23 protein-coding genes, 1 tRNA gene, 1 pseudogene and 1 other annotated feature are annotated in these 24,922 nt (G+C 39.1%); of the genes and pseudogenes, 19 read left to right on the top strand and 6 right to left on the bottom strand.

Annotated elements, in window-relative coordinates:
* The first annotated feature begins 257 nt into the window (after window positions 1-257).
* The 4 genes and pseudogenes from IGI37_RS12475 to IGI37_RS12460 form a co-directional block, all read left to right on the top strand.
* On the top strand, window positions 258-743 hold the full coding sequence (locus IGI37_RS12475; RefSeq protein WP_438762300.1) for an LURP-one-related/scramblase family protein: 486 nt from the start codon (window positions 258-260) through the stop codon (window positions 741-743).
* Window positions 744-905: 162 nt separating this feature from the next.
* The gene (locus tag IGI37_RS12470) at window positions 906-1,226 is read left to right on the top strand and encodes a hypothetical protein (protein ID WP_438762299.1); all 321 of its coding nucleotides are present in this window, start codon (window positions 906-908) and stop codon (window positions 1,224-1,226) included.
* Between the two features lie 581 nt (window positions 1,227-1,807).
* Window positions 1,808-2,587, top strand: a complete 780-nt coding sequence (locus tag IGI37_RS12465) for an aldo/keto reductase (protein WP_438763651.1) — start codon at window positions 1,808-1,810, stop codon at window positions 2,585-2,587.
* A gap of 58 nt (window positions 2,588-2,645) precedes the next feature.
* Window positions 2,646-2,768, top strand: a pseudogene (locus IGI37_RS12460) (DUF3788 family protein); the annotation flags it as partial.
* 81 nt (window positions 2,769-2,849) lie between these two features.
* Here IGI37_RS12460 and IGI37_RS12455 read toward each other — a convergent pair.
* Window positions 2,850-3,569: a gamma-glutamyl-gamma-aminobutyrate hydrolase family protein gene (locus IGI37_RS12455; protein ID WP_438762298.1), complete on the bottom strand. Its 720-nt coding sequence runs from the start codon at window positions 3,567-3,569 to the stop codon at window positions 2,850-2,852.
* 151 nt (window positions 3,570-3,720) lie between these two features.
* Window positions 3,721-3,769: a sequence feature (sodium ion sensor (DUF1646 type); this cis-regulatory element may regulate processes involved in with the transportation of sodium ions), on the top strand.
* Between the two features lie 108 nt (window positions 3,770-3,877).
* Here IGI37_RS12455 and IGI37_RS12450 point away from each other — a divergent pair.
* Genes IGI37_RS12450 through IGI37_RS12405 form a run of 10 tightly spaced genes read left to right on the top strand, consistent with a single transcriptional unit; the run spans window position 3,878 to window position 13,788 of the window.
* Complete coding sequence (locus tag IGI37_RS12450) at window positions 3,878-4,201, top strand: hypothetical protein (protein ID WP_438762297.1); 324 nt, start codon at window positions 3,878-3,880, stop codon at window positions 4,199-4,201.
* Window positions 4,188-6,185, top strand: a complete 1,998-nt coding sequence (locus IGI37_RS12445; RefSeq protein ID WP_438762296.1) for a V-type ATP synthase subunit I — start codon at window positions 4,188-4,190, stop codon at window positions 6,183-6,185. Before IGI37_RS12450 ends, IGI37_RS12445 begins: the two co-directional genes overlap by 14 nt.
* Before the next feature lie 18 nt (window positions 6,186-6,203).
* Window positions 6,204-6,674: a V-type ATP synthase subunit K gene (locus IGI37_RS12440; protein ID WP_438762295.1), complete on the top strand. Its 471-nt coding sequence runs from the start codon at window positions 6,204-6,206 to the stop codon at window positions 6,672-6,674.
* Between the two features lie 14 nt (window positions 6,675-6,688).
* Window positions 6,689-7,273, top strand: coding sequence for an ATPase V (locus IGI37_RS12435; RefSeq protein ID WP_438762294.1), 585 nt, complete (start codon window positions 6,689-6,691; stop codon window positions 7,271-7,273).
* A gap of 34 nt (window positions 7,274-7,307) precedes the next feature.
* A complete protein-coding gene (locus IGI37_RS12430; RefSeq protein ID WP_438763650.1) occupies window positions 7,308-8,279 on the top strand; it encodes a V-type ATPase subunit in 972 nt (323 codons plus the stop codon).
* Window positions 8,269-8,580 (top strand): V-type ATP synthase subunit F, encoded by a 312-nt coding sequence (locus IGI37_RS12425; protein ID WP_438762293.1) that lies wholly within the window; start codon window positions 8,269-8,271, stop codon window positions 8,578-8,580. The genes IGI37_RS12430 and IGI37_RS12425 overlap by 11 nt, the downstream gene beginning before the upstream one ends.
* Before the next feature lie 18 nt (window positions 8,581-8,598).
* On the top strand, window positions 8,599-10,386 hold the full coding sequence (locus tag IGI37_RS12420) for a V-type ATP synthase subunit A (protein WP_438762292.1): 1,788 nt from the start codon (window positions 8,599-8,601) through the stop codon (window positions 10,384-10,386).
* Window positions 10,379-11,755 carry a V-type ATP synthase subunit B gene (locus IGI37_RS12415; RefSeq protein ID WP_438762291.1) on the top strand — a complete coding sequence of 459 codons (1,377 nt, stop codon included), beginning with the start codon at window positions 10,379-10,381 and terminating at the stop codon, window positions 11,753-11,755. The genes IGI37_RS12420 and IGI37_RS12415 overlap by 8 nt, the downstream gene beginning before the upstream one ends.
* Window positions 11,756-11,760: 5 nt before the next feature.
* Window positions 11,761-12,399: a V-type ATP synthase subunit D gene (locus IGI37_RS12410; RefSeq protein WP_438763649.1), complete on the top strand. Its 639-nt coding sequence runs from the start codon at window positions 11,761-11,763 to the stop codon at window positions 12,397-12,399.
* Between the two features lie 30 nt (window positions 12,400-12,429).
* Window positions 12,430-13,788, top strand: coding sequence for a TrkH family potassium uptake protein (locus IGI37_RS12405; RefSeq protein WP_438762290.1), 1,359 nt, complete (start codon window positions 12,430-12,432; stop codon window positions 13,786-13,788).
* Between the two features lie 455 nt (window positions 13,789-14,243).
* Here the strand turns inward: IGI37_RS12405 and gloA are convergent, their stop codons facing one another.
* Complete coding sequence (gloA, locus tag IGI37_RS12400) at window positions 14,244-14,618, bottom strand: lactoylglutathione lyase (RefSeq protein ID WP_438762289.1); 375 nt, start codon at window positions 14,616-14,618, stop codon at window positions 14,244-14,246.
* 138 nt (window positions 14,619-14,756) lie between these two features.
* Here gloA and IGI37_RS12395 point away from each other — a divergent pair, with 138 nt between their 5' ends.
* On the top strand, window positions 14,757-15,200 hold the full coding sequence (locus tag IGI37_RS12395) for an NUDIX hydrolase (protein WP_438762288.1): 444 nt from the start codon (window positions 14,757-14,759) through the stop codon (window positions 15,198-15,200).
* Window positions 15,201-15,569: 369 nt separating this feature from the next.
* Here the strand turns inward: IGI37_RS12395 and yidA are convergent, their stop codons facing one another.
* Genes yidA through IGI37_RS12380 form a run of 3 tightly spaced genes read right to left on the bottom strand, consistent with a single transcriptional unit; the run spans window position 15,570 to window position 18,596 of the window.
* Window positions 15,570-16,385, bottom strand: coding sequence for a sugar-phosphatase (gene yidA, locus IGI37_RS12390; RefSeq protein ID WP_438762287.1), 816 nt, complete (start codon window positions 16,383-16,385; stop codon window positions 15,570-15,572).
* 16 nt (window positions 16,386-16,401) lie between these two features.
* Window positions 16,402-17,769 carry an HD domain-containing protein gene (locus IGI37_RS12385; RefSeq protein ID WP_438762286.1) on the bottom strand — a complete coding sequence of 456 codons (1,368 nt, stop codon included), beginning with the start codon at window positions 17,767-17,769 and terminating at the stop codon, window positions 16,402-16,404.
* Window positions 17,766-18,596: a lipoate--protein ligase family protein gene (locus IGI37_RS12380; protein WP_438762285.1), complete on the bottom strand. Its 831-nt coding sequence runs from the start codon at window positions 18,594-18,596 to the stop codon at window positions 17,766-17,768. Before IGI37_RS12380 ends, IGI37_RS12385 begins: the two co-directional genes overlap by 4 nt.
* 254 nt (window positions 18,597-18,850) lie before the next feature.
* Here IGI37_RS12380 and IGI37_RS12375 point away from each other — a divergent pair, with 254 nt between their 5' ends.
* The 3 genes from IGI37_RS12375 to IGI37_RS12365 all read left to right on the top strand — a co-directional run bounded on the left by IGI37_RS12375 (window position 18,851) and on the right by IGI37_RS12365 (window position 22,966).
* The gene (locus tag IGI37_RS12375) at window positions 18,851-19,288 is read left to right on the top strand and encodes a DUF1934 domain-containing protein (protein ID WP_438762284.1); all 438 of its coding nucleotides are present in this window, start codon (window positions 18,851-18,853) and stop codon (window positions 19,286-19,288) included.
* Window positions 19,289-19,364: 76 nt separating this feature from the next.
* The gene (gene rpoE / locus IGI37_RS12370) at window positions 19,365-19,979 is read left to right on the top strand and encodes a DNA-directed RNA polymerase subunit delta (RefSeq protein WP_438762283.1); all 615 of its coding nucleotides are present in this window, start codon (window positions 19,365-19,367) and stop codon (window positions 19,977-19,979) included.
* Window positions 19,980-20,599: 620 nt separating this feature from the next.
* Window positions 20,600-22,966, top strand: a complete 2,367-nt coding sequence (locus IGI37_RS12365; RefSeq protein ID WP_438762282.1) for a phosphoketolase family protein — start codon at window positions 20,600-20,602, stop codon at window positions 22,964-22,966.
* Window positions 22,967-23,320: 354 nt separating this feature from the next.
* Here the strand turns inward: IGI37_RS12365 and IGI37_RS12360 are convergent.
* Window positions 23,321-23,392, bottom strand: a tRNA-Arg gene (locus IGI37_RS12360).
* A 58-nt stretch (window positions 23,393-23,450) separates the two neighbouring features.
* Between IGI37_RS12360 and rpoN the strand changes: the two genes are divergently transcribed.
* Window positions 23,451-24,788 (top strand): RNA polymerase factor sigma-54, encoded by a 1,338-nt coding sequence (gene rpoN, locus IGI37_RS12355; RefSeq protein WP_438762281.1) that lies wholly within the window; start codon window positions 23,451-23,453, stop codon window positions 24,786-24,788.
* Window positions 24,789-24,922: the final 134 nt, after the last annotated feature.

The raw sequence follows: 24,922 nt of genomic DNA, 5'->3' as shown, positions 1-24,922 counted from the left end.
AAAAATGAAAAAGTTGCTGGTCGATGAACGAATCGATTAGCAACTTTTTACTGTAAAGAATACATAAGGTCAAAAACCGACTGAACAAGAAGAGGTGGCTCTGCTGTTTAACTATCTAGTCGAAAACTTTCGCCGTTTAGGATACAAAATCGACCGATTAGGATAGAAAGGCTTTTTGTACTTTGGTTTTTACTATAATTAGAGATAAGAACAAGGGGTTTATGTTGAATCCAATTAAAAAATAGGAGTGTCTAACAATGAGAAAACTATATGTAAAACAAAAATTATTGAGTATGAAGGATCGTTTTTATATTAAGGATGCTTTTGGAAATGATGTGTATTATGCAGAGGAGAAATTGATGAGCTTTTCGAAGCGTTTTTTTCTCTATGACATACAGGGGAATCAAGTAGCCGAAGTGGTTCAAAAACTAAGAAGCTGGTCCACAGCGTTCTTTTTGCGGACAACAGATGGTCAAGAGCTTCTGATTCAAAAAAAAATGATGTCTTTTAAACCAAAATATGAAGTCGTGGGCTCAGATATTACCATGGAAGGCAACTGGACTTCAAAGTTTAAGGTCTTAAAAAACGGCCATCAAATTGGTTCAGTCAATAAACAATGGTTAAAAATGGCTGATTCTTACGAGATTGATTGCTTAAATAGGTCAGATGAACACTTACTCGTCGCTTTTTCATTAGCACTAGACTATGTCGAAAGTGCGAGTGCGACTACTGGAGATGTTTAGAATTAAGAAAACCGATACACGACACAGGTAATAGCGTTTTTCATTTAAACATTTAATCGGTTTACTTGAGCCGTTTAGGAAACAAAATTGACCAATTAGGATAGGAAAGCTATTTATTGCCTTGGATTTACTATAATTAGAGATAAGAAAAGAGGTGAGATGATGAGTATCGAATGGTTTTTTTATGGGATAGGTGGGCTGTCAATCCTCCTGTTTTTAATGATTATGGGGATATCAAAATTCGGCGAGGAAAAAATGAATGCTTTTTCTGCGGTGGGAACCGTGGTGATGCTTACCTTAGTTGTGGTCGGACTACTTGAACTACTTGAAGTGAATCAGGTTCAACGATTTCTTCATCTCACTCTATTAGAAATGACCATGTTAATAACGGTCGTCTATAACCTTCATTTTTTACTTTTTAGATACAGAGCCTATCTGAAAAACAAGGTCAGTGCTGAAGTACAGCGTCTACAAAGGAGGTAGAGACATGCTGAAGGAAACGTTTTGGTGGAAATGGTTTGCTACCTTACTCGTTTTAACCCTTGTTTCAGTTGTTCCTTCTCAAATTATGGAAAAGATTGACTGCATGCAAGGTTAGCCGGAAAAAAGTAACACAAAAAAAGAGGTTGGGAAGTGTGTAACTCCGAGAACCTTCAACTCTAGCATGTCCCATGCGTAGAAGTTGTTGAGAGTGGAGTCCTTCAATTCTTGAGGTGTCTCACCTTTAGAGATTGATGAGATCGGAGTCCTTCAATTCTTAAGGTGTCTCACCTTTAGAGATTGATGAGATCGGAGTCCTTCAACTCTAGCATGTCCCATGCATAGAAGTTGTTGAGAGCGGAACAACGTGCAGATGGAGTTTCTTCTATGTCCACCGTTTATTCGGATAAAAGAAGTTTGGGACATAACTTTTTTAACGTCAACATTTATCGATGGCTCGCCTTTACATAAATAAATGCGCAAAATAATTGACGTTAGTCACAAAGAAACGGAAAATAAAAGAAATAAGACATAGAGGAGGAAACGATTTGACAATAACAAAACAATTAGCAAACGGTACTCAAATGCCACGTTTTGGCCTCGGAGTATGGCGTGTGGAGGATGAAGAAGCCGCACAAGCAGTACAATGGGCACTAGAAACAGGATATCGGATGATTGATACCGCAAAAGTCTACAAAAATGAAAAGGGAGTAGGCGAAGGCATTCGCCGTTCAAATATTCCTAGAGAAGAACTATTTGTGACTACCAAATTATGGAATGATGATCAAGGGTATGAATCTGCCTTAAAAGCCTTTGATGAAAGTCTTGAACGATTAGGCTTAGATTATGTTGATTTATACTTAATTCATTGGCCGGTTGCTGGTAAGTACAAGGACTCTTGGAAAGCCTTAGAAGAAATTTATGCCAGTGGTCGCGCAAAAGTGATTGGTGTATCCAACTTCCATCAACATCATCTAGAGGATTTATTGACCACAGCGACAATCAAGCCCATGGTCGATCAAATTGAAATCCACCCAACATTGACGCAAGAACCCCTACGTGCGTACTTAGAGGCTGAAGGCATTGCAGTTGAAGCGTGGTCTCCATTAGGGCAAGGAAAAATCTTAGAAACACCAAAACTTATTGAAATTGGTCAAAAATATGGAAAATCAGCAGCACAAATAATTATTCGTTGGCATCTCCAAAATGATATTATCGTGATTCCTAAATCCGTCCATGAAAGTCGAATCAAAGAGAATTTCGACGTATTCGACTTTGAATTAACAGCTGAAGAAATTGAACAAATCAACGCGTTAAACATTGATGAACGACTAGGATCAGATCCAGATTCATTCAATTTCTAAACAAAAAGAAGTTCGGACTGGAGTCTCTTCTGTCCACCGTTTATTCAGGAATAGGAGGATGGGACAGAAGTGTTTAACTCCGAGAAATAAGAAGGAATTCACGGAAATTGCTCTTCAAATTTTTGTGAATTTCAGCTTATTTCCGAAGGAGTTGCTTCTGTACCCACCGTTTATTCGGATAAAGAGAGGCTGGGACCTAACTCAAAAAGTTATATCCCATGCTCTCCTTTTTTGTTTATCTGTTGTTTAACTAGTGCTAGTTTTACATCTCATTTACGAAATAATCAAATATTTTTTGTTCTTTTTCCTCTACGCTGCGAGTTAGTTCAGGATGCCACTGAACACCCAAAATCGGCAGGCCTTCTGAGCTTTCAACTGCTTCAATAATGCCATCTGCTGCCCAGGCAGTCGCTATTAATCCAGGAGCTAACTCTTTTAGTGCTTGATGATGATACGAATTAACATAGGTCTTGTCAGGGATTAGTTGCCCAATTTGACTCTCAGAGAACACCGTTATACTGTGCGTAGAAAATTGGGGCGCTGTTGGCTGTTGTGCATGCTTGACACGCCATTGATCATACTGAGATAAATCCTGATAAAGCGTGCCACCTAACACCACATTTAATAGTTGCGTGCCACGACATACCGTCAAGATAGGTTTCTTTTGCAAAATGGCTTCTTTAATTAATTCTGCTTCAAAAATATCTCGTGCATAATTTGTTTCTTCCAATGTTGGCTGGGGTTCCTCATGATACATTCTCGGACTGACATCTTGTCCTCCTGCTAGTAACAGTTTATCAATACTTTTTATGTAGTCTTTCGCCTTTTTAGGAGCGCTTATAGGTAAAATCAGAGGCAAACCACCAGCTTCCAAAACGCCATCTACAAAGCCCTGAGGTGTGTACGTAACAAAATTCCCATTAAATACTTCTGTTGCATGAATTAACTGATTGCCAGCAATTCCAATAATCGGTTGGTTCATAAACTCACTCCTTTTTCTTTTTCAATTGTATCATGTGAATCCTGCTTTCAAAAATATTTCGATTCTCTTTAGAAGTATCTGTCTGTTAGTGAAAAATATTGGCTTTTCCCCCATTATTTGATATACTAATAAGCATATCTGAATAAAAAATGGTTGGGCGCAAGCTTTCAAGGATCAGGTTCTTCAAGGGGTGAGAAGAACAATAAAGAAGGTGTCCCTCTAACCAATTACTGTCATTTCAAAGGCACTGGACTTTCTAAAATAGGTTCGGTGTCTTTTTTGACCAAGAAAAGGATGTGAAGAGGTCAATGTTAGAAGCGGTAAAAAAGATTCAGTCTGCTGAAACAGAGAATGAGGAATTAAAAGAAGCACTCATTCATAAGTTAAGGCAAGAACAGGAACAAAAAGAAAATGAATTACGTGCAATAAAAGTGCGTACTCAAAACGTAACCATCGAAGAGGTACACGCACTAGAAGAAAATTTAACCAAGTCTCTCCAACAAGAGCAAGCAGAATTGCAACAAGTTTCCGAGAAAACACGGGCAACTTATCAACAACTCTATAATGAAAAAAAGGCAACGGCAGTCAAGACAATTATCGAAAGGGTGAAACAAACCTATGGCCGTCTCTAAAATAGAAAAAGTCTCAATCATTTTAGAAAAAAAACACTTAGAAGACGTTTTACAGGTCCTTCAAGGGTTACAAGCAATTGAAGTTCGAGATTTATCTGAAAAAAACGCAAGTAATTTTTGGGTAGAGGAGTACTTTTCTGAAGCATTTGAAACAAAACAAAAAACGAATGAAGAAGAGATTACCCTTCTTTTATCAAAGATTAACGAAGCTAGTTTATTTCTTCAACGAAATGGTGCGATAAACCAAAAAAACTCAGGATTACATCGACAAGAAATTTCGCTGCAAGAATTAGAAGAACAATTCGCTTCGGAACAGTTTTCTAATAAGCTTAATCATTTGCTTCACTTAAAAAAAGAATGGCTAAGTCTTCAAGAAAAAAAAGAAACCTTACTGGAAAAAGAAAGCTGGTTGTCTAATTGGCAATACTTAGACGTCAATCCTAGCGAGTTTCATTCAGCAGGGACGCAAATGACATTAGGGTTTATTCGCGAAACTTCGCAACTCGATTTTATTGAAGCAATAAAGCAGCGAACAACAACTTATATCGAAGAACTGTTTCACCATCCAAATGAAACCTACTTAGGGCTTATTTATCTAAAAGAAGAGACCCCTGTTATCGAGGAGCTGGTCTCAGCATTTCATTTTACAAAAATGGACTATTCCTATCCTCATTCGCCAAAAGTTGAACAAGAACAAGTAAAAGAAGCTTTAGCTACTCTTTACCAAACGGAAAAAGATCTTTCTTCAACAATCACTGAGCACGCCTCTCAATTAAGAGAACTGCAATGGGCCGAGGAAGTCTTTCTTGCCCAACTCGAACGTGAAAAGATCAAAAACCAACTGATACAAGCCAAACATCTGACAATCATTCAAGGATGGCTAGCTGTGGAGGACAAAAAAAAGTTAACCGAATTTTGTACACAACGATTAGGTAATCAAACGGTTTATATGAGCTTTGAAGAGCCAACAACGGAGGAAATTGGAACAGAAATTCCAACCAAATTAAAAAATCACCCGTTGGTTCGACCATTTGAAATGTTAACGGAGATGTACAGTTTACCTAAGTATGATGAAATTGATCCGACTCCTTGGATGGCGCCATTTTATTTTGTCTTTTTTGGCATGATGGTGGCTGACATTGGCTATGGATTAGTGATGTTATTAGGGACTGTACTTGCACAAAAGTTGACTGTTCTCCCACGTGGAACGGCTCGTTTTGTCAAGTTTTTCCAAATTCTAGCCATTCCGACGATTCTTTGGGGCTTCATCTACAGCTCATTTTTTGGTATGTCTTTACCTAATAAGGTCTTGGGTATTCCCTTACCATTCCCAATTCTTTCAACTACCGATGATATGCAAACAATCTTGTTGTTATCCGTACTGTTTGGTTTTATCCAAATATTAGTTGGCTTATTCGTTGCTGGAAAAGAACATATCAAACGCAAGGATTATTTATCTGCGGTAAACGATGGGTTTTCTTGGCAAGGGATTCTTATCGGAATTGCTTTAGTAGCTGTGGGTGCTCTGTTAGTAGACAGTCAACCTCTTATGATTATTGGAGCTAGCATTGCTGGTATCTCAGCTTTAGCTATTTTGGTAATTCCAGTGATTCAATCGCCTTCCAAACTCAAAGGAGCTGCAAAAGGAGCCTATAATCTATACAACGTGACTGGATATATCGGTGATTTGGTTAGTTACACGCGATTGATGGCATTAGGTATTTCTGGTGGAAGTATCGCCTCAGCATTTAATCTACTTGTGGCATTTATGCCACCAATCGCTCGCTTTACAATTGGTATATTACTGATTTTCGTCCTTCATGCCTTAAATATATTTTTATCTTTATTAGGAGCTTATGTCCATGGGGCGCGACTGCAATATGTCGAATATTTTGGTAAATTTTATTCAGGCGGAGGAAGACCGTTTTATCCTTTAAAAACAGCAGAAAAATATATGAACATTGAACATAAAAAAAAGAATTAACAGGAGGAACTATAAACAATGATTGATTATTTAATTAATGAAAATGGCGGTATCGTGTTCGCCGTATTAGCAATGGCAACAGCAACAATTTTTTCAGGAATTGGATCAGCAAAAGGGGTTGGGATGACCGGGGAAGCTGCGGCTGCATTGACCACTAGTCAGCCAGAAAAATTTGGTCAAGCACTAATTTTGCAACTACTGCCCGGTACACAGGGACTGTATGGATTCGTTATCGCTTTTTTAATCTTCACGAATTTATCAGGTGACATGACAATGGTTCAAGGCTTGAGCTACTTAGGTGCTTCGTTACCGATTGCCTTCACAGGTCTATTTTCAGGTATTGCCCAAGGGCGTGTTGCGGCTGCCGGTATTCAAATTTTAGCTAAAAAACCTGAGCATGCAACAAAAGGAATTATCTATGCAGCCATGGTTGAAACATACGCTATTTTAGGATTAGTAATTTCTTTCCTACTTGTCCTAAATGTGTAAGTGGGAGGTAACCAATGGATTCTATTGAAACGATTATCCAACAAATAAATGAGCAAGCTGAAAAAGAGCGCGAACAATTTGAAAAAAACGAACGTGCGCAACAAATTCAAGCATTTGATAGCGAAAAAGCACGCATAAAAGAAGAAGAGTCAAAACGAAAAGAAAAGCAACTTCAACAAGTTAATCTAACATATAAACAAAAGAAAAATCGTCAACAAATTGATAATCGCCAGAAACTTCTAACTGAAAAGCAAGTCTTTCTCAACAAACTATTTAATGAAGCTGTACAAGCAATGGAAGACTGGTCAAAAGAGGAGCACCGCGCATTTGCAAAAGCAGCTTTGCGTACGTTACCGCTGAGTGGGGAGCAGTTATTTCTAGTCGGTCAAAAATCAACAAGTTACTTTACTGAGGACTGGCTGACAAAAATTAATTCAGAGCTTCCTTTCACACTCAAATTATCAACAGAAGAGGTCCCTCAACAAGCAGGTTTCCTCGTTGACAATAACGGCGTACAGTATAACTTTTTATACAAAAGTCTTATTCAAGATATTGAAGAGACGATGCGCTTTGAAATGGCCACATACTTATTCGGATAAAGGGGGGATTTAGTTGAAACAATCCAGTTACCACATGGTGAATCCGTTAATTCGTGGAAAAGAACTAGAGTTGCTTCCACAAGAAACAATCGATCGACTCGTTCAAACTAAAACCGTCGAAGAAGTCGGAACTCTACTTTCTACAACTATTTATCGAGAGTTTATCTATGAAGGCTTTGAGCACGAATTTGAGAAAAATTTAGCGAACGAAAGAAGCCAGTTGTTTCGTTGGTTAGTAGAGATTGCCCCACAAAAGGATCTGATTTGGATGTATACCATGCGTTATACCTTTCATAATCTTAAAGTGATTAGTAAATCGTTCTATATCGGGGAAGATTTGGACTATCTGTGTATCGATGATGGACTTTATGAGATTGATTGGTTAAAAGAGGCCGTATCTACAGGCGAGTCTGCTTATTTGCCAGAGCTTGCCATGAATAGTATCAGAGAAGTCAATGAATATTTAGCCGAATCGACTATTTTACAAGGAATTGATGTGATTTATGATCGTCACTTTTTAACGGCACAAAGGCAACTAGCTGAACAAATTGGTTCACCTGAACTGTTAGAAGAGGTGATTGCTTTTATCGATTTAACCAATATTTCGACATCGGCACGTGGAATCAAACAAAACCGTAGTACGGCCTTTATGACAACAGTCTTGTCTAGTTCAGGTGACATTCCAAAAGAAGATTTCTTGTCTTTTACAGAAAAGCCTTTACGTGAATTGATTCTTTTCTTAAAAGATTCATCCTATGCACAGATTCTTTCTCCAGCATTAAAAGAAAACGACATTGATTTTATTCAATTAGAAATCATCACTCAAAACTACCTTACGAGTTTCTATCGACAAGCTCAAACTGAAGCATTTGGTCCATTACCACTTTTGGCTTTTTTACATGCCAAAGAAGTCGAAGCACGAAACTTACGAACGATTGTTGTCGGCAAACGAGGTCGATTTTCAACAGCTATGATTAAAGAAAGGATGAGACAGCTTGGCATATAAGATTGGTGTCGTAGGCGATAAAGATTCAGTTATGCCCTTTAAGCTATTTGGTTTTGACGTTCGTTATGGACATTCTAGTCAAGTTGTTCGTCAAAGCATTGAAGACATGGCAAAAAAAGACTACGGTGTAATTTATATTACAGAAGAATGTGCGGCAATGGCTGAAGAAACTATTAACCGCTACAAAGAAGAAGTCTCACCTGCGATTGTTCTAATTCCGAATCATCAGGGAACATTAGGCAAGGGGCTTTCAGATATTCAGAAAAATGTTGAACGGGCAGTTGGGCAAAACATTCTATAAGACAAAGGAGATAGGAATTTGCAAGAAGGAAAAATTATTAAAGTATCCGGTCCTTTAGTCATGGCTGAGAACATGTCAGATGCAAGTATTCAAGATATGTGTCTGGTAGGGGACTTAGGCGTTATTGGAGAAATCATTGAAATGCGTGGCGATGTAGCCTCCATTCAAGTATACGAAGAAACCTCCGGAATAGGTCCTGGTGAGGTAGTAAAAACGACGGGTGAAGCTCTATCTGTTGAATTAGCTCCTGGGATTCTTTCACAAATGTTTGATGGTATTCAGCGGCCATTGGATACCTTTATGGCAATCACACAAAGTAATTTTCTAGCAAGAGGTGTTCAGCTTCCAGCGTTAGATCATGAAAAAAAATGGCTATTTGAGCCTATAAAATCAATCGGTGATACCGTCAGTTCTGGTGATATTATTGGGACTGTCCAAGAGACCAAGGTTATCCTCCATAAAATCATGGTTCCAAATAGCGTCAAGGGAACTGCAACAATCAAAGAAATTCATTATGGCGAATTTACCATCGATGAAGTTGTATGTATTTTAGAAACCGAAGACGGTGAAAAAAAACTAACCATGCTGCAAAAATGGCCGGTTCGTCGAAGTCGTCCAATCAAAGAAAAACTCAATCCAGATGCGCCAATGATTACCGGTCAGCGTGTGATTGATACCTTTTTCCCTGTAACAAAAGGGGGCGCCGCTGCTGTGCCAGGCCCATTCGGCGCGGGGAAAACTGTCGTTCAGCACCAGATTGCCAAATGGGCCGATGTTGACTTGGTCGTTTATGTTGGCTGTGGTGAACGAGGCAATGAGATGACTGACGTACTAAACGAATTTCCAGAATTGATTGACCCAAAAACAGGGGAATCCTTGATGGAAAGAACCGTTCTAATTGCCAACACCTCGAACATGCCCGTTGCCGCTCGTGAAGCGTCGATTTATACAGGCATTACAATCGCTGAGTATTTCCGTGACATGGGCTACAGTGTGGCGATTATGGCTGATTCCACTTCTCGTTGGGCAGAAGCACTCCGAGAAATGAGCGGCCGCCTAGAAGAAATGCCTGGGGATGAAGGATATCCGGCCTACCTAGGGAGTCGTTTGGCTGAATATTATGAACGTGCTGGTCGTGTTGTGGCATTAGGATCGGACAATCGTGAAGGTAGTATTACGGCAATCAGCGCGGTTTCTCCATCTGGTGGAGATGTTTCTGAACCCGTTACACAAAACACATTGCGCGTCGTAAAAGTTTTCTGGGGCTTGGATTCCATTTTAGCGCAGAAACGGCATTTCCCTTCCATTGACTGGCTACAAAGCTATTCATTATATTCAACTGAGGTTGGCAAATATATGGATCAAGCGTTACAAGCTGATTGGTCAGATATGGTAACTGAAGGTATGCGGATTCTTCAAGAAGAAGCGCAATTAAATGAAATTGTCCGTTTGGTAGGTGTGGATTCTCTATCAGATAAAGATCGTCTAACCCTGGAAGTGGCTAAGTCGATTCGTGAAGATTATTTACAACAAAATGCCTTTGATGAGGTTGATACCTTTACCTCACGTGAAAAACAATTCAAAATGTTAGACTTGATTTTAACTTTCCAAAAAGAGGGCTTACGTGCATTAGAATTAGGTTCGTATCTAAATGAAATCATGAAAGGAACTGTCATGCTACGCGATCGAATTGCTCGTAGTAAGTACGTGCCTGAGACAGAATTAGATCAATTAGATGGGTATTTACAATCAATTAAACAAACCATGCAAGAAATAATCGCTGAAGGAGGGATGTCCCATGATTAAAGAATATCGTACGATTGGTGAAGTAGTGGGGCCTTTGATGGCAGTGGATAAAGTTTCTGGTGTGAAATACGAAGAGTTAATCGAGGTTCGTATGCAAAACGGCGAAATTCGTCGTGGTCAGGTTTTAGAAGTCCATGAAGATAAAGCCATGGTCCAAATTTTTGAAGGAACAAGTGGGATCAATTTAAGGGATTCTGCCGTGCGTTTTTTGGGACATCCGTTAGAGCTAGCTGTTTCTGAAGATATGATTGGTCGCGTATTTGATGGTCTTGGCCGACCAAAGGATAATGGTCCAGAAATCTTACCAGAAAAAATGTTAGATATTAATGGGGAAGTCATCAATCCTGTGGCTAGAGATTATCCAGATGAATTTATTCAAACTGGAATTTCTGCCATCGATCATTTAAATACATTAGTTCGTGGGCAAAAGCTCCCTGTATTTTCGGGCTCTGGGTTGCCGCATAAGGAGTTAGCGGCTCAAATCGCTCGCCAAGCAAATGTTTTGAATAGTGATGAAGAGTTTGCTGTAGTCTTTGCAGCTATCGGTATTACTTTTGAAGAGGCTGAATTTTTTATGGAGGATTTCAGGCAGACAGGCGCCATTGATCGTTCGGTAATGTTTATGAACCTAGCTAACGATCCCGCAATTGAACGGATTGCGACACCGCGTATGGCTTTGACAGCGGCTGAGTATTTAGCTTATGAAAAAGGTATGCATGTACTAGTGATCATGACCGATATGACCAACTATTGCGAAGCTCTTCGAGAAATCTCTGCCGCTCGCCGTGAAGTCCCAGGACGAAGAGGGTATCCAGGGTATTTATATACGAATTTAGCGACTTTATTTGAACGTGCAGGGCGAATTCGTGGGTTAAAAGGTTCCGTCACACAGATTCCAATTTTGACGATGCCTGAAGATGATAAAACCCATCCGATTCCCGATTTAACTGGTTATATTACTGAAGGGCAAATTATCCTTTCAAGAGAATTGTACAAGAGTGGCATTCAACCGCCAATTGATGTGCTGCCTTCTCTATCAAGACTTAAGGATAAAGGTACGGGTCCTGGCAAAACACGTGAGGATCATGCAGCGACGATGAACCAGCTCTTTGCGGCATATGCACAAGGAAAACAAGCGAAGGAATTAGGCGTCGTGTTAGGTGAGTCGGCTTTATCTGATAGTGATCGTTCCTATGCAAAATTTGCTACGCAGTTTGAAAAACAATACGTCAATCAAGGCTTTACGACAAACCGTTCGATTGAAGAAACCTTAGATTTAGGTTGGGAGTTACTTGCAATGCTTCCTCGAACAGAGTTAAAACGAATTAAAGATGAGATGTTAGATAAGTATTTACCTGAAGGGGAGTGACTAAAATCGTACAATTGAATGTAAATCCTACCCGGATGGAATTAACTCGTTTGAAAAAACAGCTAGCTACCGCCAGTCGTGGTTACAAGCTGTTAAAAGATAAACAAGATGAGTTAATGCGACAATTTATTTTATTGATTCGAAAAAATAATGTCTTAAGAAAAGAAGTCGAAGAAGAGCTGCAACAGTCGATGAAGGGCTTCATTTTTGCTAATGCCTCAATCGATGAACGGTTTATAGAGGAAATGTTTGTATTACCGGCAGAAAAGATTACACTAGACATAGTAGAAAAAAATATTATGAGTGTAAAGGTTCCTTCGATGAGCTTCAGTTATGATGAAAAACTTGGAGAAGCGCCGTTAGATTATGGCTATCTGAATTCAAATCAGCAATTGGATCAAGCAATTGATCGTTTTACTGAGAATTTATCTAAGTTACTAGAGTTAACAGAGATTGAGAAAACCTGCCAACTTCTTTCAGGCGAGATTGAGAAAACCCGTCGCCGCGTGAATGCGTTAGAGTATATGACGATTCCTCAACTAGAAGAAACCATCTATGCGATTCAGATGAAACTGGAAGAAAATGAGCGGGCTGAAGTCACACGTTTAATTAAAGTTAAAAATATGGGCGCTCCACAATCTTAGTGGGCGTCTTTTAAAAAGGAGTCAGAAAGAATGAAGAAGAAAAAGCGGCTTCGCACCAAACAAATGACAGCCGTTCAACTACTCGCTTTAGGTTTTTTTGTTTTAATTACTTTAGGTGGTGGTTTACTAAGCTTGCCTTATTTTAGTAGGAGTCAAACCTTTACACCTTTTATTGATGCGTTGTTTACTGCCACCTCAGCTGTTTGTGTCACCGGGTTGACCACACTTAATACGGCAGAACATTGGAATGAGTTTGGCCAATTTCTGATTCTGTTTCTGATTGAAATCGGTGGATTAGGTTTTATGATGATGCCGATTCTCTTTTTTACTTTGGCAAAAAAGAAAGTTAGTTTGAGTACGCGGATTGTGTTAAGAGAGGCCTTAAACTTAGATGAAATGTCGGGTGTAATGAACTTAATGCTCTATATCTTAAAGCTGGCAGGGGCTATTCAATTGATTGGTGCACTTGCGTTGTCTGTAACATTTGTGCCCAAATTTGGCTGGCTCAAGGGGCTTTGGTACAGTATTTTTCACTCAGTTTCAAGCTTTTGTAACGCGGGCTTTGACTTGTTAGGAGATAGCTTAGCAGGCTATCAATCCAATCCTTATGTAATTTTAGTGGTGTCTGCTTTGATTATTTCAGGGGGGCTAGGTTTCCTCGTTTGGCGTGATTTATTAACTTATAAAAAAAAGAAACGCTTCTCCCTACACACGCAAATTGCCTTAGTTGTAACTGCGACGCTTTTAATCGGTGGTACGATTGTCTTCTTCTTTACTGAACAAAATGCGAAAGGTTTGGCGCCAGATGCTTCCTTTTTGGAACGTTTGGCCAATACCTTTTTTATGAGTGTGACACCAAGAACGGCAGGGTATTTTTCGATTGATTATGCCCAAATGAGCCATGCTGGTTTGATCCTGACGATGTTTTTGATGTATATTGGCGGAACTTCTGGCTCAACAGCAGGGGGGCTAAAAACCACGACGTTTGGGGTCTTAGTTATTCAAATGCACTCTATGTTTAAAGGGCGTCCTCGAGCTGAGTTTCGAGAACGGACGATTCGCTCGGCCGCAGTTACGCGAGCACTGACTCTCTTTTTCTTAACTTTGACTTTATGTGTGGTGACGATTATGATTTTGTCTGTTACAGAGACCATTCCAAAAGGATTTGGGATCGAATACATCGCTTTTGAAGTTTTCTCGGCCTTCGGGACAGTCGGACTTACAATGGGTCTAACACCGGAATTATCAATGTTCGGTAAACTTTTGATTATCTCTTTGATGTATATCGGCCGTGTTGGTGTGCTAACTGTTGTCTTTTCATTAATTACTTCCGCACAAAGACAAGAAATCAATTATAAATACCCAGAAGAAAGTGTCATGATTGGGTAAGAAGAGGTTGGGACAGGAGTGTTTAACTCCGAGAACCGGGTAGATACTGTGCAACATCAACTCATACTTCGTTGTGTTTTACAGCACCGAGTAGGTACTGTGCAACATCAACTCATACTTCGTTGTGTTTTACAGCAATAAGAACCTTCAACTCTAGCATGTCTCATGCGTAGAAGTTGTTGAGAGCGGAACAACGTCCTTCAATTCTTAAGGTGTTTCATCTTTAGAGATTGATGAGATCGAAGTGGTTTTACGGAGTGCAGACCTTCAACTCTAGCATGTCCCATGCGTAGAAGTTGTTGAGAGCGGAACGCAGTCCATCAGTTCTAAAGGTGGAACACCTTTAGAATTGATGGGGCGGAGTGAAGATGGAGTCCCTTCTGTACCCACCGTTTATTCGGATAAAGAGAGGCTAGGACATAACGTATGAAGTTATGGAGTTATGTCCCAGCCTCTTATTTTTCGCGGATAACTTCAATTTTGTAGCCATCAGGATCTACAATAAAATAATAAGATGGCGCAGTTCCTGGAAGTCCTTTTAAGTCAGTTACTGTATAGCCTGCTTCTTTTTGACTCTGATGTATTGCTTCCAAATCAGGAACAGCGATAGCAATATGTCCATAACCATCACCCAAATCATAGGCAGCATGGTCATAGTTGTAAGTTAATTCCAACTCGTAGTCATCTCCTGGTAAAGTAAGGTATGCTAGAGTAAATTTGTTTTCTGGAAAATCACGGCGGCGGCTTTCTTCAAAACCAAATGCTGTTTGATAAAATTCAAGTGATGCTTCAAGATCTTTTACACGTACACAGGTATGTGCCATTTTCATAGATAAATCATCCTTTCTTAACTGATAGTCTAATCATAGCATAGTTCGAAAAAGAAATTAAGTTTTGATGATTTTCGCGCTTGTTTCTAATTATTCACTCCTGTAAAATGTAGAAAAGGATAAGTTGGAGGATAATAAATGGATAAGCCGATTTTTGGGGAAAAGGTTAAAGAAAAAGATTATCAGGCACGCTATGCAGCCTATATTATTGTTAGTAGAAAGGCTGGACAGGAGATGGTTCTTGTTCAAGCGCCAAATGGGGCTTATTTTTTACCAGGTGGAGAAATCGAAAACAACGAAACAAAAGAAGAAGCGATTGCTCGTGAGATGATTGAAGAACTAGGGGTTAGTGTTGAGATTGATTATTATATTGGCGAAGCCCACGAATATTTTTATTCAAGACATCGCGACACCTATTTTTTTAATCCAGGCTACTTTTACTGTGCCAAATCTTGGACTCAACTAGGAGAGCCCACAGAAACGACAAATCAATTGGTCTGGCTGAAACCGACAGAAGCCATAGAGCAATTAAAACGCGGCAGCCACAAGTGGGCCGTTAAAGAGTGGTTAAAACAAAACTAATTCGCTAAGGACAGCTTTAGCGTAACGACTAAAATAAAACCTTCCAAACTGATAAATGGTTGGGACAAAAACAATTTCTTCTGTCTCGAGGTTGGGACAGAAGTGTTTAACTCCGAGAACCGGGTAGGTACTGTGCAACATCAACTCATACTTCGTTGTGTTTTACAGCACCGAGTAGGTACTGTGCAACATCAACTCATACTTCGTTGTGTTTTACAGCAATAAGAGGGAATCCACGAAAATGACAAGAAACACGAAAGCCTTTCTTTCGATGTTGATTGATTCCTACGTGGTGCTCTTCAAATTTTTGTGAATTTCAGCTTATTTCTCGGAGTTGCTTCTGTATCCACCGTTTATTCTTATAAAGGACTACTTAGTCAGTATGTATTCCTTAATCACTTCTGCTACGCCGTGTTCCTCGTTAGAAGTTGTTTGAACGTTCGCTGCTTGTTTTACTGAAGGCGTCGCGTTGCCCATTGCTACACCCATGCCGGCATATTCGATCATCGATAAATCATTTTCATTATCTCCAATAGCCATAATTTCTTCTTGTTTAATTCCTAAGTGGGCTGCTAGTTTAGCAACAGCCGCTCCTTTACTCGCTTCTTTATTCAGAATTTCATAATAGAACGCTGCACTTTTAACAGTTGTATATTGCTCTTTAAACTCATCTGTTAACTTAGCTATCGCCGCATCCAGAATCTCGGGTTCATCAATCATCATCATTTTGACTGGCTGCACCTGAGCAGTAATTTCTTCAACTGTTCGATATTTGATTGGCATCCCTACTAGATACGATTCATGGACCGTATAAGGGCTGATATCTCGGTTCGGCGTATAGATTGACTCCTCATCGATGATATGAAGATGGCTGCCGACTTTTCGCGCTGTTTCTTCTACCGTAACGAAATCATCACTCGTTAAGCCATAACGAGAAATTACCTCACCCGTTTGTGTATTTTGAACAAGAGAACCATTATAGGTAATCACGTAATCATTTTCCTTTAATAACTCTAGTTCATTTAACAAAGGCTGCACGCCAGGAAGTGGACGCCCTGTACACAAAACAATAGCTACCCCTTGACTTTCTGCCGCTTTTAACGCTTCCTTCACTTCAGGTGTTACCTCATGATTGTTGTTTAATAATGTTCCGTCAATATCAATTGCTACTAATTTAATTGTCATTCTCTTTTGTATCCTCCTAAGATTCAGGGCTAATTAAAGCACCATTACGAATATATTTTGAAAATTCTTGATACGTTTCCTCAAATAAATCATAGTGGTCTTGAAGAGTCGGGTCAAGCATTTCTTTTGGGAAATAGAAGCGTTCGTCGCCTTGCTGCTGTCCAGCTAACGCTGAAACCAACTGACTTACTTGAGATAACTCAATCAAGGTTCCATCTTTTCTAACAATTTCGATCTGTGTTCGATGACTTCCTTGTTCAGGTCGGTAAAAGTCATATGGCAGGTCATAACTGGAATGAATGGCCGTATAATAAACAGGATTGTAGCCAACTTTTTCGACTAAGCCTTGAAGCTTCTCAATAATTTGCTGATCCTTCTCACCTGAAAATGTCACTGATTTTAATGGTTTTCTGTTCAAAAAGCGTTTTGCTAAGTCGCTCAAAACGGCGTCACTTTCTTCTGTCCACAATGTAAAGTAGGTTCCTAAAACGCCATCGTCTAATTTTAAATATTCATCTAATGTAAATGAATCCTTTAAAAATGGTAGAAGGAGCTGAGCCCTCATTTCAAATATTTCTGAATCCTCTTGATATAATTCATGCGCACGATTCAAGAGATGCTCCAAAACGACCTCCATCCCTCGTGATACTGGATGAAAATAGACTTGAACATACATTTGATAACGACTGACAATATAATCTTCCACCGCATGCATGCCGTTCATCGCAAAGGCAATCCCACCCTCATAAGGACGAATGACGCGTAAAATTCGCGTTAAATCAAACGTGCCGTATTCCGTTCCTGTATAGTAGGCATCTCGCAATAAATAATCCATTCGATCGGCATCAATTTGACTAGAAATCATTTGAACAACTTGAGGGTTTGGATATGTTTTAGTGATAACACTAGCGACCTTTTCAGGAAAATCTGCCTCAACTTGGTTCAAAATTTGGTAGACTTCCGTTTCTTTCGAGGTGATAATCTCCACTGTAATCGCCTCGTGATTGGTATGAAAAATATGCTCAAAGGTATGCGAGTAGGGACCATGTCCGACATCATGTAAGAGTGCTGCACACAATGCAACTAACCGCTCATCATCATTCCAGCCACCTATACCAATTCGCTCAATAGAGTAATTTCGTTCAAAGATATCACAAATCCGCCGCGTAATCTCGTATACACCTAATGAATGTGAAAAGCGGCTATGTTCTGCACCATGAAAGGTAAATGAGGAGGTTCCTAACTGCTTAATTCGACGTAAGCGTTGGACCTCCTTTGAGTTAATCAAATCAAGAATGACTTGATGTTGAACATGAATATAGTTGTGGACGGGATCACGAAAAACTTTCTCAATCGGTAATGTTTGTTGTTTGTAGGGGATCATTCAAGCAGCTCCTTTATTAATTCATTTCGTTTGACCATGTTCGATAGATACCTTGAAAAACTTTCTTGCTGATTGATTTCTTCAAGAAAACGAGGGGACTCAGTGGCGAACGCCTTTCCATAAAGTTTCTCAAAAGCTACGACTAACTGTTCTTTAACTTGTTGAACCGTTAATTTTTGCCGCAATAGATCCGGCAAATTCGCCATACTTTCTGGATTGACTGGTGGATAGCCGTCTAAACCAAATTGTTCGTTTAAGCTAGCCTGATAAAAGCGCTGAACGACGCTCCCTCGAGCTAGCTGATCGCCTTCAATACTCAGATACATCATAATAGCTAGTCCGTTTTTGACACGTCTTTGTGCGATGCCGGCAAATTTTTTCCCACCAATACTTAAATCATAGGTTCCTGGACAATAAGAATCAGTAATCTCATAAGCCTCAATCGCATCGCTAGAAAAGGCGCTTCTTACCAAAGTAAGCATGGCTTCATACCCCTCATCAATGCTTGTTTTCTGCCCATTAACACTTATCGGTAGAATTAACGAAACATTCAGCACGCCAGCATCGGAAATCACACCCAGTCCCCCAGAATTTCGAACCAGTGGCTGATAGTTGTCTTTTTGCAACGTTTTTATACCAGCCGCTAGATGGGGCACGCGAGTATCTTTCATGCCTAAAATCATCGTCTGTTTTAATTGCCAAAAATGAAGGAACTGAGTGTGCTTTATGCCAGCAACTTCAATTAACACATCCGTTAACGCAAACGGCTGAAGGGATTGTCTGTTTTCATAAATAGGTTGATCGATTATATACGTTTGACTTGTCATAAAATACTCCTTAATAAGAAAGAATAGTCTCCTGTAACGGGCGCTTCTCATCTATTCAATTACACTCATCATTATATACGAAAAGATAAGTTTATGCTCATTTCAAAACCGAGATGAACAAACGTCGAGACTTGCGAAACAAACAGATTGACTTTATTTGACAAAAAAGGTAAAACTATGAAGAATATAAGTAGGAGTTTTTGCTTCTTACTTAAGAAATACATAGTAATTGTAACTATAAAGGAGAATTTAGCATGGATTTAACACAAGGAATGCCGATTTCCATTCAATTAACAACCAAAGTGATTCAAAACGGCGAAGTTCAAGATTTCTATTTTGATTTAACGGGGCAGGTCGTGAAAATGGCTGATACCTTATATATTCGTTACAAAGAGATTCAAGAAGAGACAGGCGAAGAGGTCCCGGTTACAATCAAAGTTAGTCCTGACGGCCGCATCCAACTGATACGAGCGGGAGAAATGCGCATGCGTCTAAAATTTGGGTACCAAGAACGTTTGGAAACAAATTACAGAACGCCTTATGGGATGTTGACGATTCATACGTTTACACGTAATTTACGTTTTAGTTTGAAGGATCGACCTGTATCAGGAAAAATCGTGATTGATTATGATTTGTTTATGGCAGAGGATAAAATTGGCGAATATCACTTAAATCTTGCGTTTACTGCATAAAATTTGCAAGAATGAATTGCTTTTTTGCTTATGATTTTGTATGATAAAGAATAGACTGTGAAAGGGCGTGTCCTGCTTGGAAATTAACGTATTTAAAGAGGCCAACAAAAATGAATTATCTATGATTGAAGTCGCTCATGCAATTTTAGAACAACATGAGGATGTAATGGATTTTTCTGATTTGGCTAACCAAATCCAAACTTACTTAGGAAAAACAGATAGTGAAATTCGTGACTCATTAGCACAATTTTACACAGACTTGAATATTGATGGAAGCTTCATTTCTCTAGGAGATAACCGCTGGGGCTTACGTTCATGGTACGCATTTGATTCAATTGATGAAGAAGTGAACCACGGACTTGAAGATGAAGACGAAGATACACCTAAACGTCGCAAACGTAAGAAAGTAAATGCCTTTATCACTGGTGATGAAGATGCAATTGACTATAATGATGATGATCCAGAAGATGCAGACTTAGTTGATGAAGATGACGATGACTTGTTTGAAGATGATGATGACGATGAAGAAGAAATCTCAGCATACAACACAGACTTGAAAGAAATCGGTGCAGATTCTGATGATGAAGAAGAACTTCCTGGAAGCATTGAAGAAGATTTGACCATCATTGATGACGACGATGAAGATGAAGAGTTTGATGATGAGTTCGAAGAAGAAGAAGAAGAAAAATAGGCCAATTGGTCTATTTTTTTTTTCGAAAAATTGGTTTAGAGAATACCAAAATAAAAGTAGTGAGGTTGGGACAGAAGTGTTTAACTCCGAGAACCGGGTAGGTACTGTTCTACATCAACTCATGCTTCGTTGTGTTTTACAGCAATAAGAGGGAATCCACGAAAATGACAAGAAACACGAAAGACTTTCTTTCGATGTTGATTGATTCCTACGTGGTGCTCTTCAAATTTTTGTGAATTTCAGCTTATTTCCGAACCTTCAACTCTAGCATGTCCCATGCGTAGAAGTTGTTGAGAGCGGAACAACGTGAAGATGGAGTTGCTTCTGTGCCCACCGTTTATTCGGGAAATAGGAGCATGGGCATAACTTTTTGAGTTATGTCCCAACCTCTGTTTTATTGAAATTTCTTTTAAAAAATTTTCCCCTGTGAAAAATGATCTTTGTGTTTTATTGAATACTTGGAATCACTCGTTTTTTTTAGTCAATAAATTGCACAAACTTTTGGTTCTATCTTCATTTCAGTAATTTATACTCAAATTAAGATTGACATCCGAAAATACAGCGATATAATTAGCAATATACTTTAGGTAAAAAAAACTTTTAAAGAGGAGTTTCACTTTATGACAACAAATTTCGATTCCAAAGACTATCTTACAAAGGTTGATGCTTGGTGGCGAGCATGTAACTACATTTCTGTGGCACAAATGTATTTGAAAGATAATCCTTTATTAAAGCGAGAGATTCAAGAAGAGGATGTAAAAATTCATCCAATTGGTCACTGGGGCACAATTGCCGGTCAAAACTTTATCTATGCTCACTTAAATCGTGTGATTAATAAATATGATTTGAACATGTTATATTTAGAAGGACCTGGTCATGGTGGCCAAGTGATGGTTTCAAACTCTTATGTGGACGGAAGTTATACTGAAATTTATCCCGAAATCACACAAGACGAAGAAGGCTTCAAAAAACTTTGCAAAATATTCTCTTTCCCTGGAGGAATTGCCTCTCATGCTGCACCAGAAACACCTGGTTCAATTCATGAAGGGGGAGAATTAGGTTATACGCTTTCTCACGCGACGGGCGCTATTTTAGATAATCCTGATGTAATTGCGGCAGCAGTCGTTGGTGATGGAGAAGCTGAAACAGGACCTTTAGCGGCTGGTTGGTTCTCTAATTCATTTATCAATCCAGTAAATGATGGCGCAGTTCTACCGATTCTTTACTTAAATGGTGGGAAAATCTCTAACCCAACCATCTTAGAACGTAAATCAGATGCTGATTTAAAAAAATACTTTGAAGGTCTTGGTTGGGCACCTATTTTTGTTGGTGGAACGGATCCAGAAAAAGTTCACCCAGAGATGGCCAAAACAATGGATACGGCTATTGAACAAATCAAAGCAATCCAAACGAAAGCTCGTTCAGGTAGAGCAGAGGACGCAACGATGCCTGCATGGCCGGTCATCATTTGCCGTACGCCTAAAGGTTGGACAGGTCCGAAAGCTTGGAATGGGGAACCAATCGAAGGCGGCTTCCGTGCACACCAAGTACCAATTCCTGTGGATGCACATCATATGGATCATATTGATTCTCTAGTTGACTGGTTAAAATCTTATCGTCCAGAAGAACTATTTGACGAGAATGGAACCATCAAAGAAGAAGTGCGGGCGATTTCTCCAAAAGGTGACCGTCGTATGTCAACGAATCCGGTCACAAATGGCGGAATTGATCCAAAACCATTGACAATTACCGACTGGAAACAATATGCAGTAGATACTTCTACACCAGGAGCAATTGAAGCCCAAGATATGACGGAATTTGCGAAGTTTGCCAAAGATTTAATCGTCGAAAACCCAGATAATTTCCGAATTTTTGGACCAGACGAAACCAAATCAAATCGAATGGCCGATCTTTTCAAAGTAACCAATCGACAATGGATGGAATCTCAAAAGCCAGAGTACGATGAATGGATTGCCCCTGTAGGACGCGTGATTGATTCTCAATTGTCTGAACACCAATGTGAAGGATTCTTAGAAGGGTATGTCCTAACTGGACGTCATGGTTTCTTTGCCTCTTATGAAGCTTTCTTACGTGTGGTAGACTCAATGATTACGCAACATTTCAAATGGTTACGTAAAGCGGCAGATCATAAATGGCGCAAACAGTATCCTTCATTGAACCTAATTGCGACGTCAACCGTGTTCCAACAAGACCATAATGGTTACACGCACCAAGATCCAGGTTTGTTAACACACCTTGCTGAGAAAAAGCCCGAATTCATTCGTGAATATTTACCAGCAGATGCCAACTCTTTGATGGCCGTTATGGAAAAAGCCTTGGGTTCAGAAGAGAAAATTAATTTAATCGTCTCTTCTAAACAGCCACGTCCTCAATTTTATTCAGCGGATGAAGCTGCAGTCTTAGTTAAAGACGGCTTGAAGATTATCGACTGGGCCTCTACAAGTGGAAATGAAGAACCTGATTTAGTGATTGCTGCTGCAGGTACTGAACCAAACTTAGAAGCTCTAGCAGCTGTATCAATCTTAAATCAACAATATCCAGAATTGAAGATTCGTTTCATTAACATTGTTGATTTATTGAAGCTTCGCCACCCTGATCAAGATCCTCGTGGGTTAACAGACGAAGAATTTGATGCTTACTTCACAGCAGATAAACCTATCGTTTTTGCTTTTCATGGCTACGAAGGATTGGTTCGTGATATTTTCTTCAAACGTCATAATCATAACCTATCTATTCATGGCTATCGTGAAAATGGTGACATTACAACACCTTTTGATATGCGTGTTTTCTCTGAGATGGATCGTTTCCATATCGCCAAAGATGCAGCAGTTGCTACTCTTGGCACAAAAGCAAATGATTTTGCGCAAAAAATGGATGCCACTCTTTCTTTCCATCATGACTATATCCGTGCAAATGGAGTCGATATTCCAGAAGTTGTCAGCTGGAAATGGGAAGCTTTGAAATAGAAATGAACTAAATCCTTGAGTAGTTGTATTTTCCGACAACTACTCAAGGATTTTTTTAATGCACTCATTATTATAGAAATAAAATAAAAACGAATCTTCTTCTGTAGAGAATGAAAACTAGTTAAAGCTTTTAATCAACGCTTTTTGTCATAAGATTGAACAGTTGTTCACAAGTGTTTCAAAATTATATCCTTCGATTCATGCAAAAAATTCGTAAACATATGTTACTATAACTAGGGAATCATTTATTATTACATAAGCAAAAAAAAATTTCATTTCTTGTATAAAAATACTAGATTAAATAAAAAAACTCCTCAATTATTTGAGAAGTTTTAAGAAAATTGATGATAAGAACGCGTCCTGAGGGAATCGAACCCCCGTCTTGAGAACCGGAATCTCAGGTGATATCCACTACACTAAGGACGCAGACACGAGTATTAGTTTAGCTGATTTAGCTGAAAAATACAAGAGGAAGGAGCAAAAAATGAAATTTGAACAAAGTTTTTCTCAACAACAACGACAAACACAAAAATTAGCGATGACACAGCAGCTGCAACAATCCATTCAAATTCTTCAGTTTAACACAGAAGAGTTGGTGGAATTTGTTGAGTCAAAATCCTTAGAAAATCCGTTAATTGATTTTGTTGAGCCTATATATAAAACGGATTATTCATCAACAACCAACAGCAGAAGCTACGATTCAGATGAAAAATCAAATTACTTAAACCAAATCCCAGATACTCATATCTCTCTTTTTGAATATTTACTTGAACAGGTGCACTTAAACTATCGCGAGACTTATCTGAGAACCTTAGTCTTATACATGATTGAGTTTATTGATTTAAATGGTTTTTTGACCCTCTCTTTAGAGGAGGCCGCCCTACACACAGGAGCAACAAATATTCAAATTTTGGATGCACTGACCCTGATCCAACAGTTAGATCCAGCCGGAGTAGGTGCACGAAATCTTCAAGAATGTTTGATGTTACAAACGGAGCGAGATGACCACGCCCCAGAACTTGCATACATCGTATTGGAAGAACGCTTTACAGAACTTGCTCAAAGAAAATGGGAAGTTATTACCAAACAGTTTGATATCACCTTACAAGGGGTTCAAAGAATCTTTGATTATGTTCAAACCTTAACACCAACCCCAGGGGCAATTTTTGGCAACACTTCTGAGCTTTATATCATTCCTGATGTGAAAGTCCGAATAGAAGATGAACAGATTCTGGTTACCTCCAATAAAAAAGGGCAACCGGAAATTCACTTTCAACAAAAATACTTCGATCGTATGAAACAAGAGAATGACAAAGAGGTCAATAAGTATTTAAAAGAGAAACAACAAGAGTTTGAATGGTTACAAAAAACATTATTGCAGCGAGGAGATACGATTTTAAACGTCGCAAAAGCCGTTGTTGAGCGACAACAAGAATTCTTTCTTGATTCAAGTCGTCCCATTAATGCGCTAACCTTAAAAGAAATTTCTGAAGCGATTGGTGTTCACGAATCAACCGTCAGTCGTTCAGTAAATGGAAAATATTTAGAAACTAGCTTTGGCGTTTTCGAATTAAAGAAATTCTTTACAAATAAGGTGGGAACCAATCAGTCAGAGGATGGAGAAGAGTTATCCGCTGATAGTGTCAAACGAAGTATTCAAGCATTAGTTGATGAAGAAAACAAAGCAAAACCGCTCTCTGATCAGAAGCTCGTTGACTTATTAAAGGAACAATCGATTGACATCTCAAGAAGAACAGTCGCCAAATATAGAGATCAACTAGGCATTGCCAGTTCGTCCAAAAGAAAGCGATATGACCAGTGATTTTCATGCGCCGAGAAATCTTTATCGATTTCTCGGCTTTTTTTCTTGAAAAAAAAATGGAAAACTGCTACACTTAATTTCGTAAGGGAATGATGTTTCTTTTTTATAAACAGTTTATAAAAAGACGTTCCACT

Origin of the sequence: Enterococcus sp. AZ194, assembly GCF_051713825.1 — a bacterium.
Lineage (GTDB): Bacteria > Bacillota > Bacilli > Lactobacillales > Enterococcaceae > Enterococcus_K.
The sequence above is the reverse complement of the archived record's forward strand: the minus strand, read 5'-3'. Positions and strand labels throughout refer to the sequence as shown.

Bases quoted from the DNA above. Each gene is read 5' to 3' on its own strand.
- IGI37_RS12450 (WP_438762297.1), top strand. From the start codon at position 3,878: ATGTTAGAAGCGGTAAAAAAGATTCAGTCTGCTGAAACAGAGAATGAG.
- IGI37_RS12385 (WP_438762286.1), bottom strand. From the start codon at position 17,769: ATGATCCCCTACAAACAACAAACATTACCGATTGAGAAAGTTTTTCGT.
- IGI37_RS12475 (WP_438762300.1), top strand. From the start codon at position 258: ATGAGAAAACTATATGTAAAACAAAAATTATTGAGTATGAAGGATCGT.
- IGI37_RS12470 (WP_438762299.1), top strand. From the start codon at position 906: ATGAGTATCGAATGGTTTTTTTATGGGATAGGTGGGCTGTCAATCCTC.
- IGI37_RS12465 (WP_438763651.1), top strand. From the start codon at position 1,808: ATGCCACGTTTTGGCCTCGGAGTATGGCGTGTGGAGGATGAAGAAGCC.
- IGI37_RS12445 (WP_438762296.1), top strand. From the start codon at position 4,188: ATGGCCGTCTCTAAAATAGAAAAAGTCTCAATCATTTTAGAAAAAAAA.
- IGI37_RS12415 (WP_438762291.1), top strand. From the start codon at position 10,379: ATGATTAAAGAATATCGTACGATTGGTGAAGTAGTGGGGCCTTTGATG.
- yidA (WP_438762287.1), bottom strand. From the start codon at position 16,385: ATGACAATTAAATTAGTAGCAATTGATATTGACGGAACATTATTAAAC.
- rpoN (WP_438762281.1), top strand. From the start codon at position 23,451: ATGAAATTTGAACAAAGTTTTTCTCAACAACAACGACAAACACAAAAA.
- gloA (WP_438762289.1), bottom strand. From the start codon at position 14,618: ATGAAAATGGCACATACCTGTGTACGTGTAAAAGATCTTGAAGCATCA.
- IGI37_RS12430 (WP_438763650.1), top strand. From the start codon at position 7,308: ATGGTGAATCCGTTAATTCGTGGAAAAGAACTAGAGTTGCTTCCACAA.
- IGI37_RS12375 (WP_438762284.1), top strand. From the start codon at position 18,851: ATGGATTTAACACAAGGAATGCCGATTTCCATTCAATTAACAACCAAA.
- IGI37_RS12380 (WP_438762285.1), bottom strand. From the start codon at position 18,596: ATGACAAGTCAAACGTATATAATCGATCAACCTATTTATGAAAACAGA.
- IGI37_RS12440 (WP_438762295.1), top strand. From the start codon at position 6,204: ATGATTGATTATTTAATTAATGAAAATGGCGGTATCGTGTTCGCCGTA.
- IGI37_RS12395 (WP_438762288.1), top strand. From the start codon at position 14,757: ATGGATAAGCCGATTTTTGGGGAAAAGGTTAAAGAAAAAGATTATCAG.
- IGI37_RS12365 (WP_438762282.1), top strand. From the start codon at position 20,600: ATGACAACAAATTTCGATTCCAAAGACTATCTTACAAAGGTTGATGCT.
- IGI37_RS12435 (WP_438762294.1), top strand. From the start codon at position 6,689: ATGGATTCTATTGAAACGATTATCCAACAAATAAATGAGCAAGCTGAA.
- IGI37_RS12455 (WP_438762298.1), bottom strand. From the start codon at position 3,569: ATGAACCAACCGATTATTGGAATTGCTGGCAATCAGTTAATTCATGCA.
- IGI37_RS12405 (WP_438762290.1), top strand. From the start codon at position 12,430: ATGAAGAAGAAAAAGCGGCTTCGCACCAAACAAATGACAGCCGTTCAA.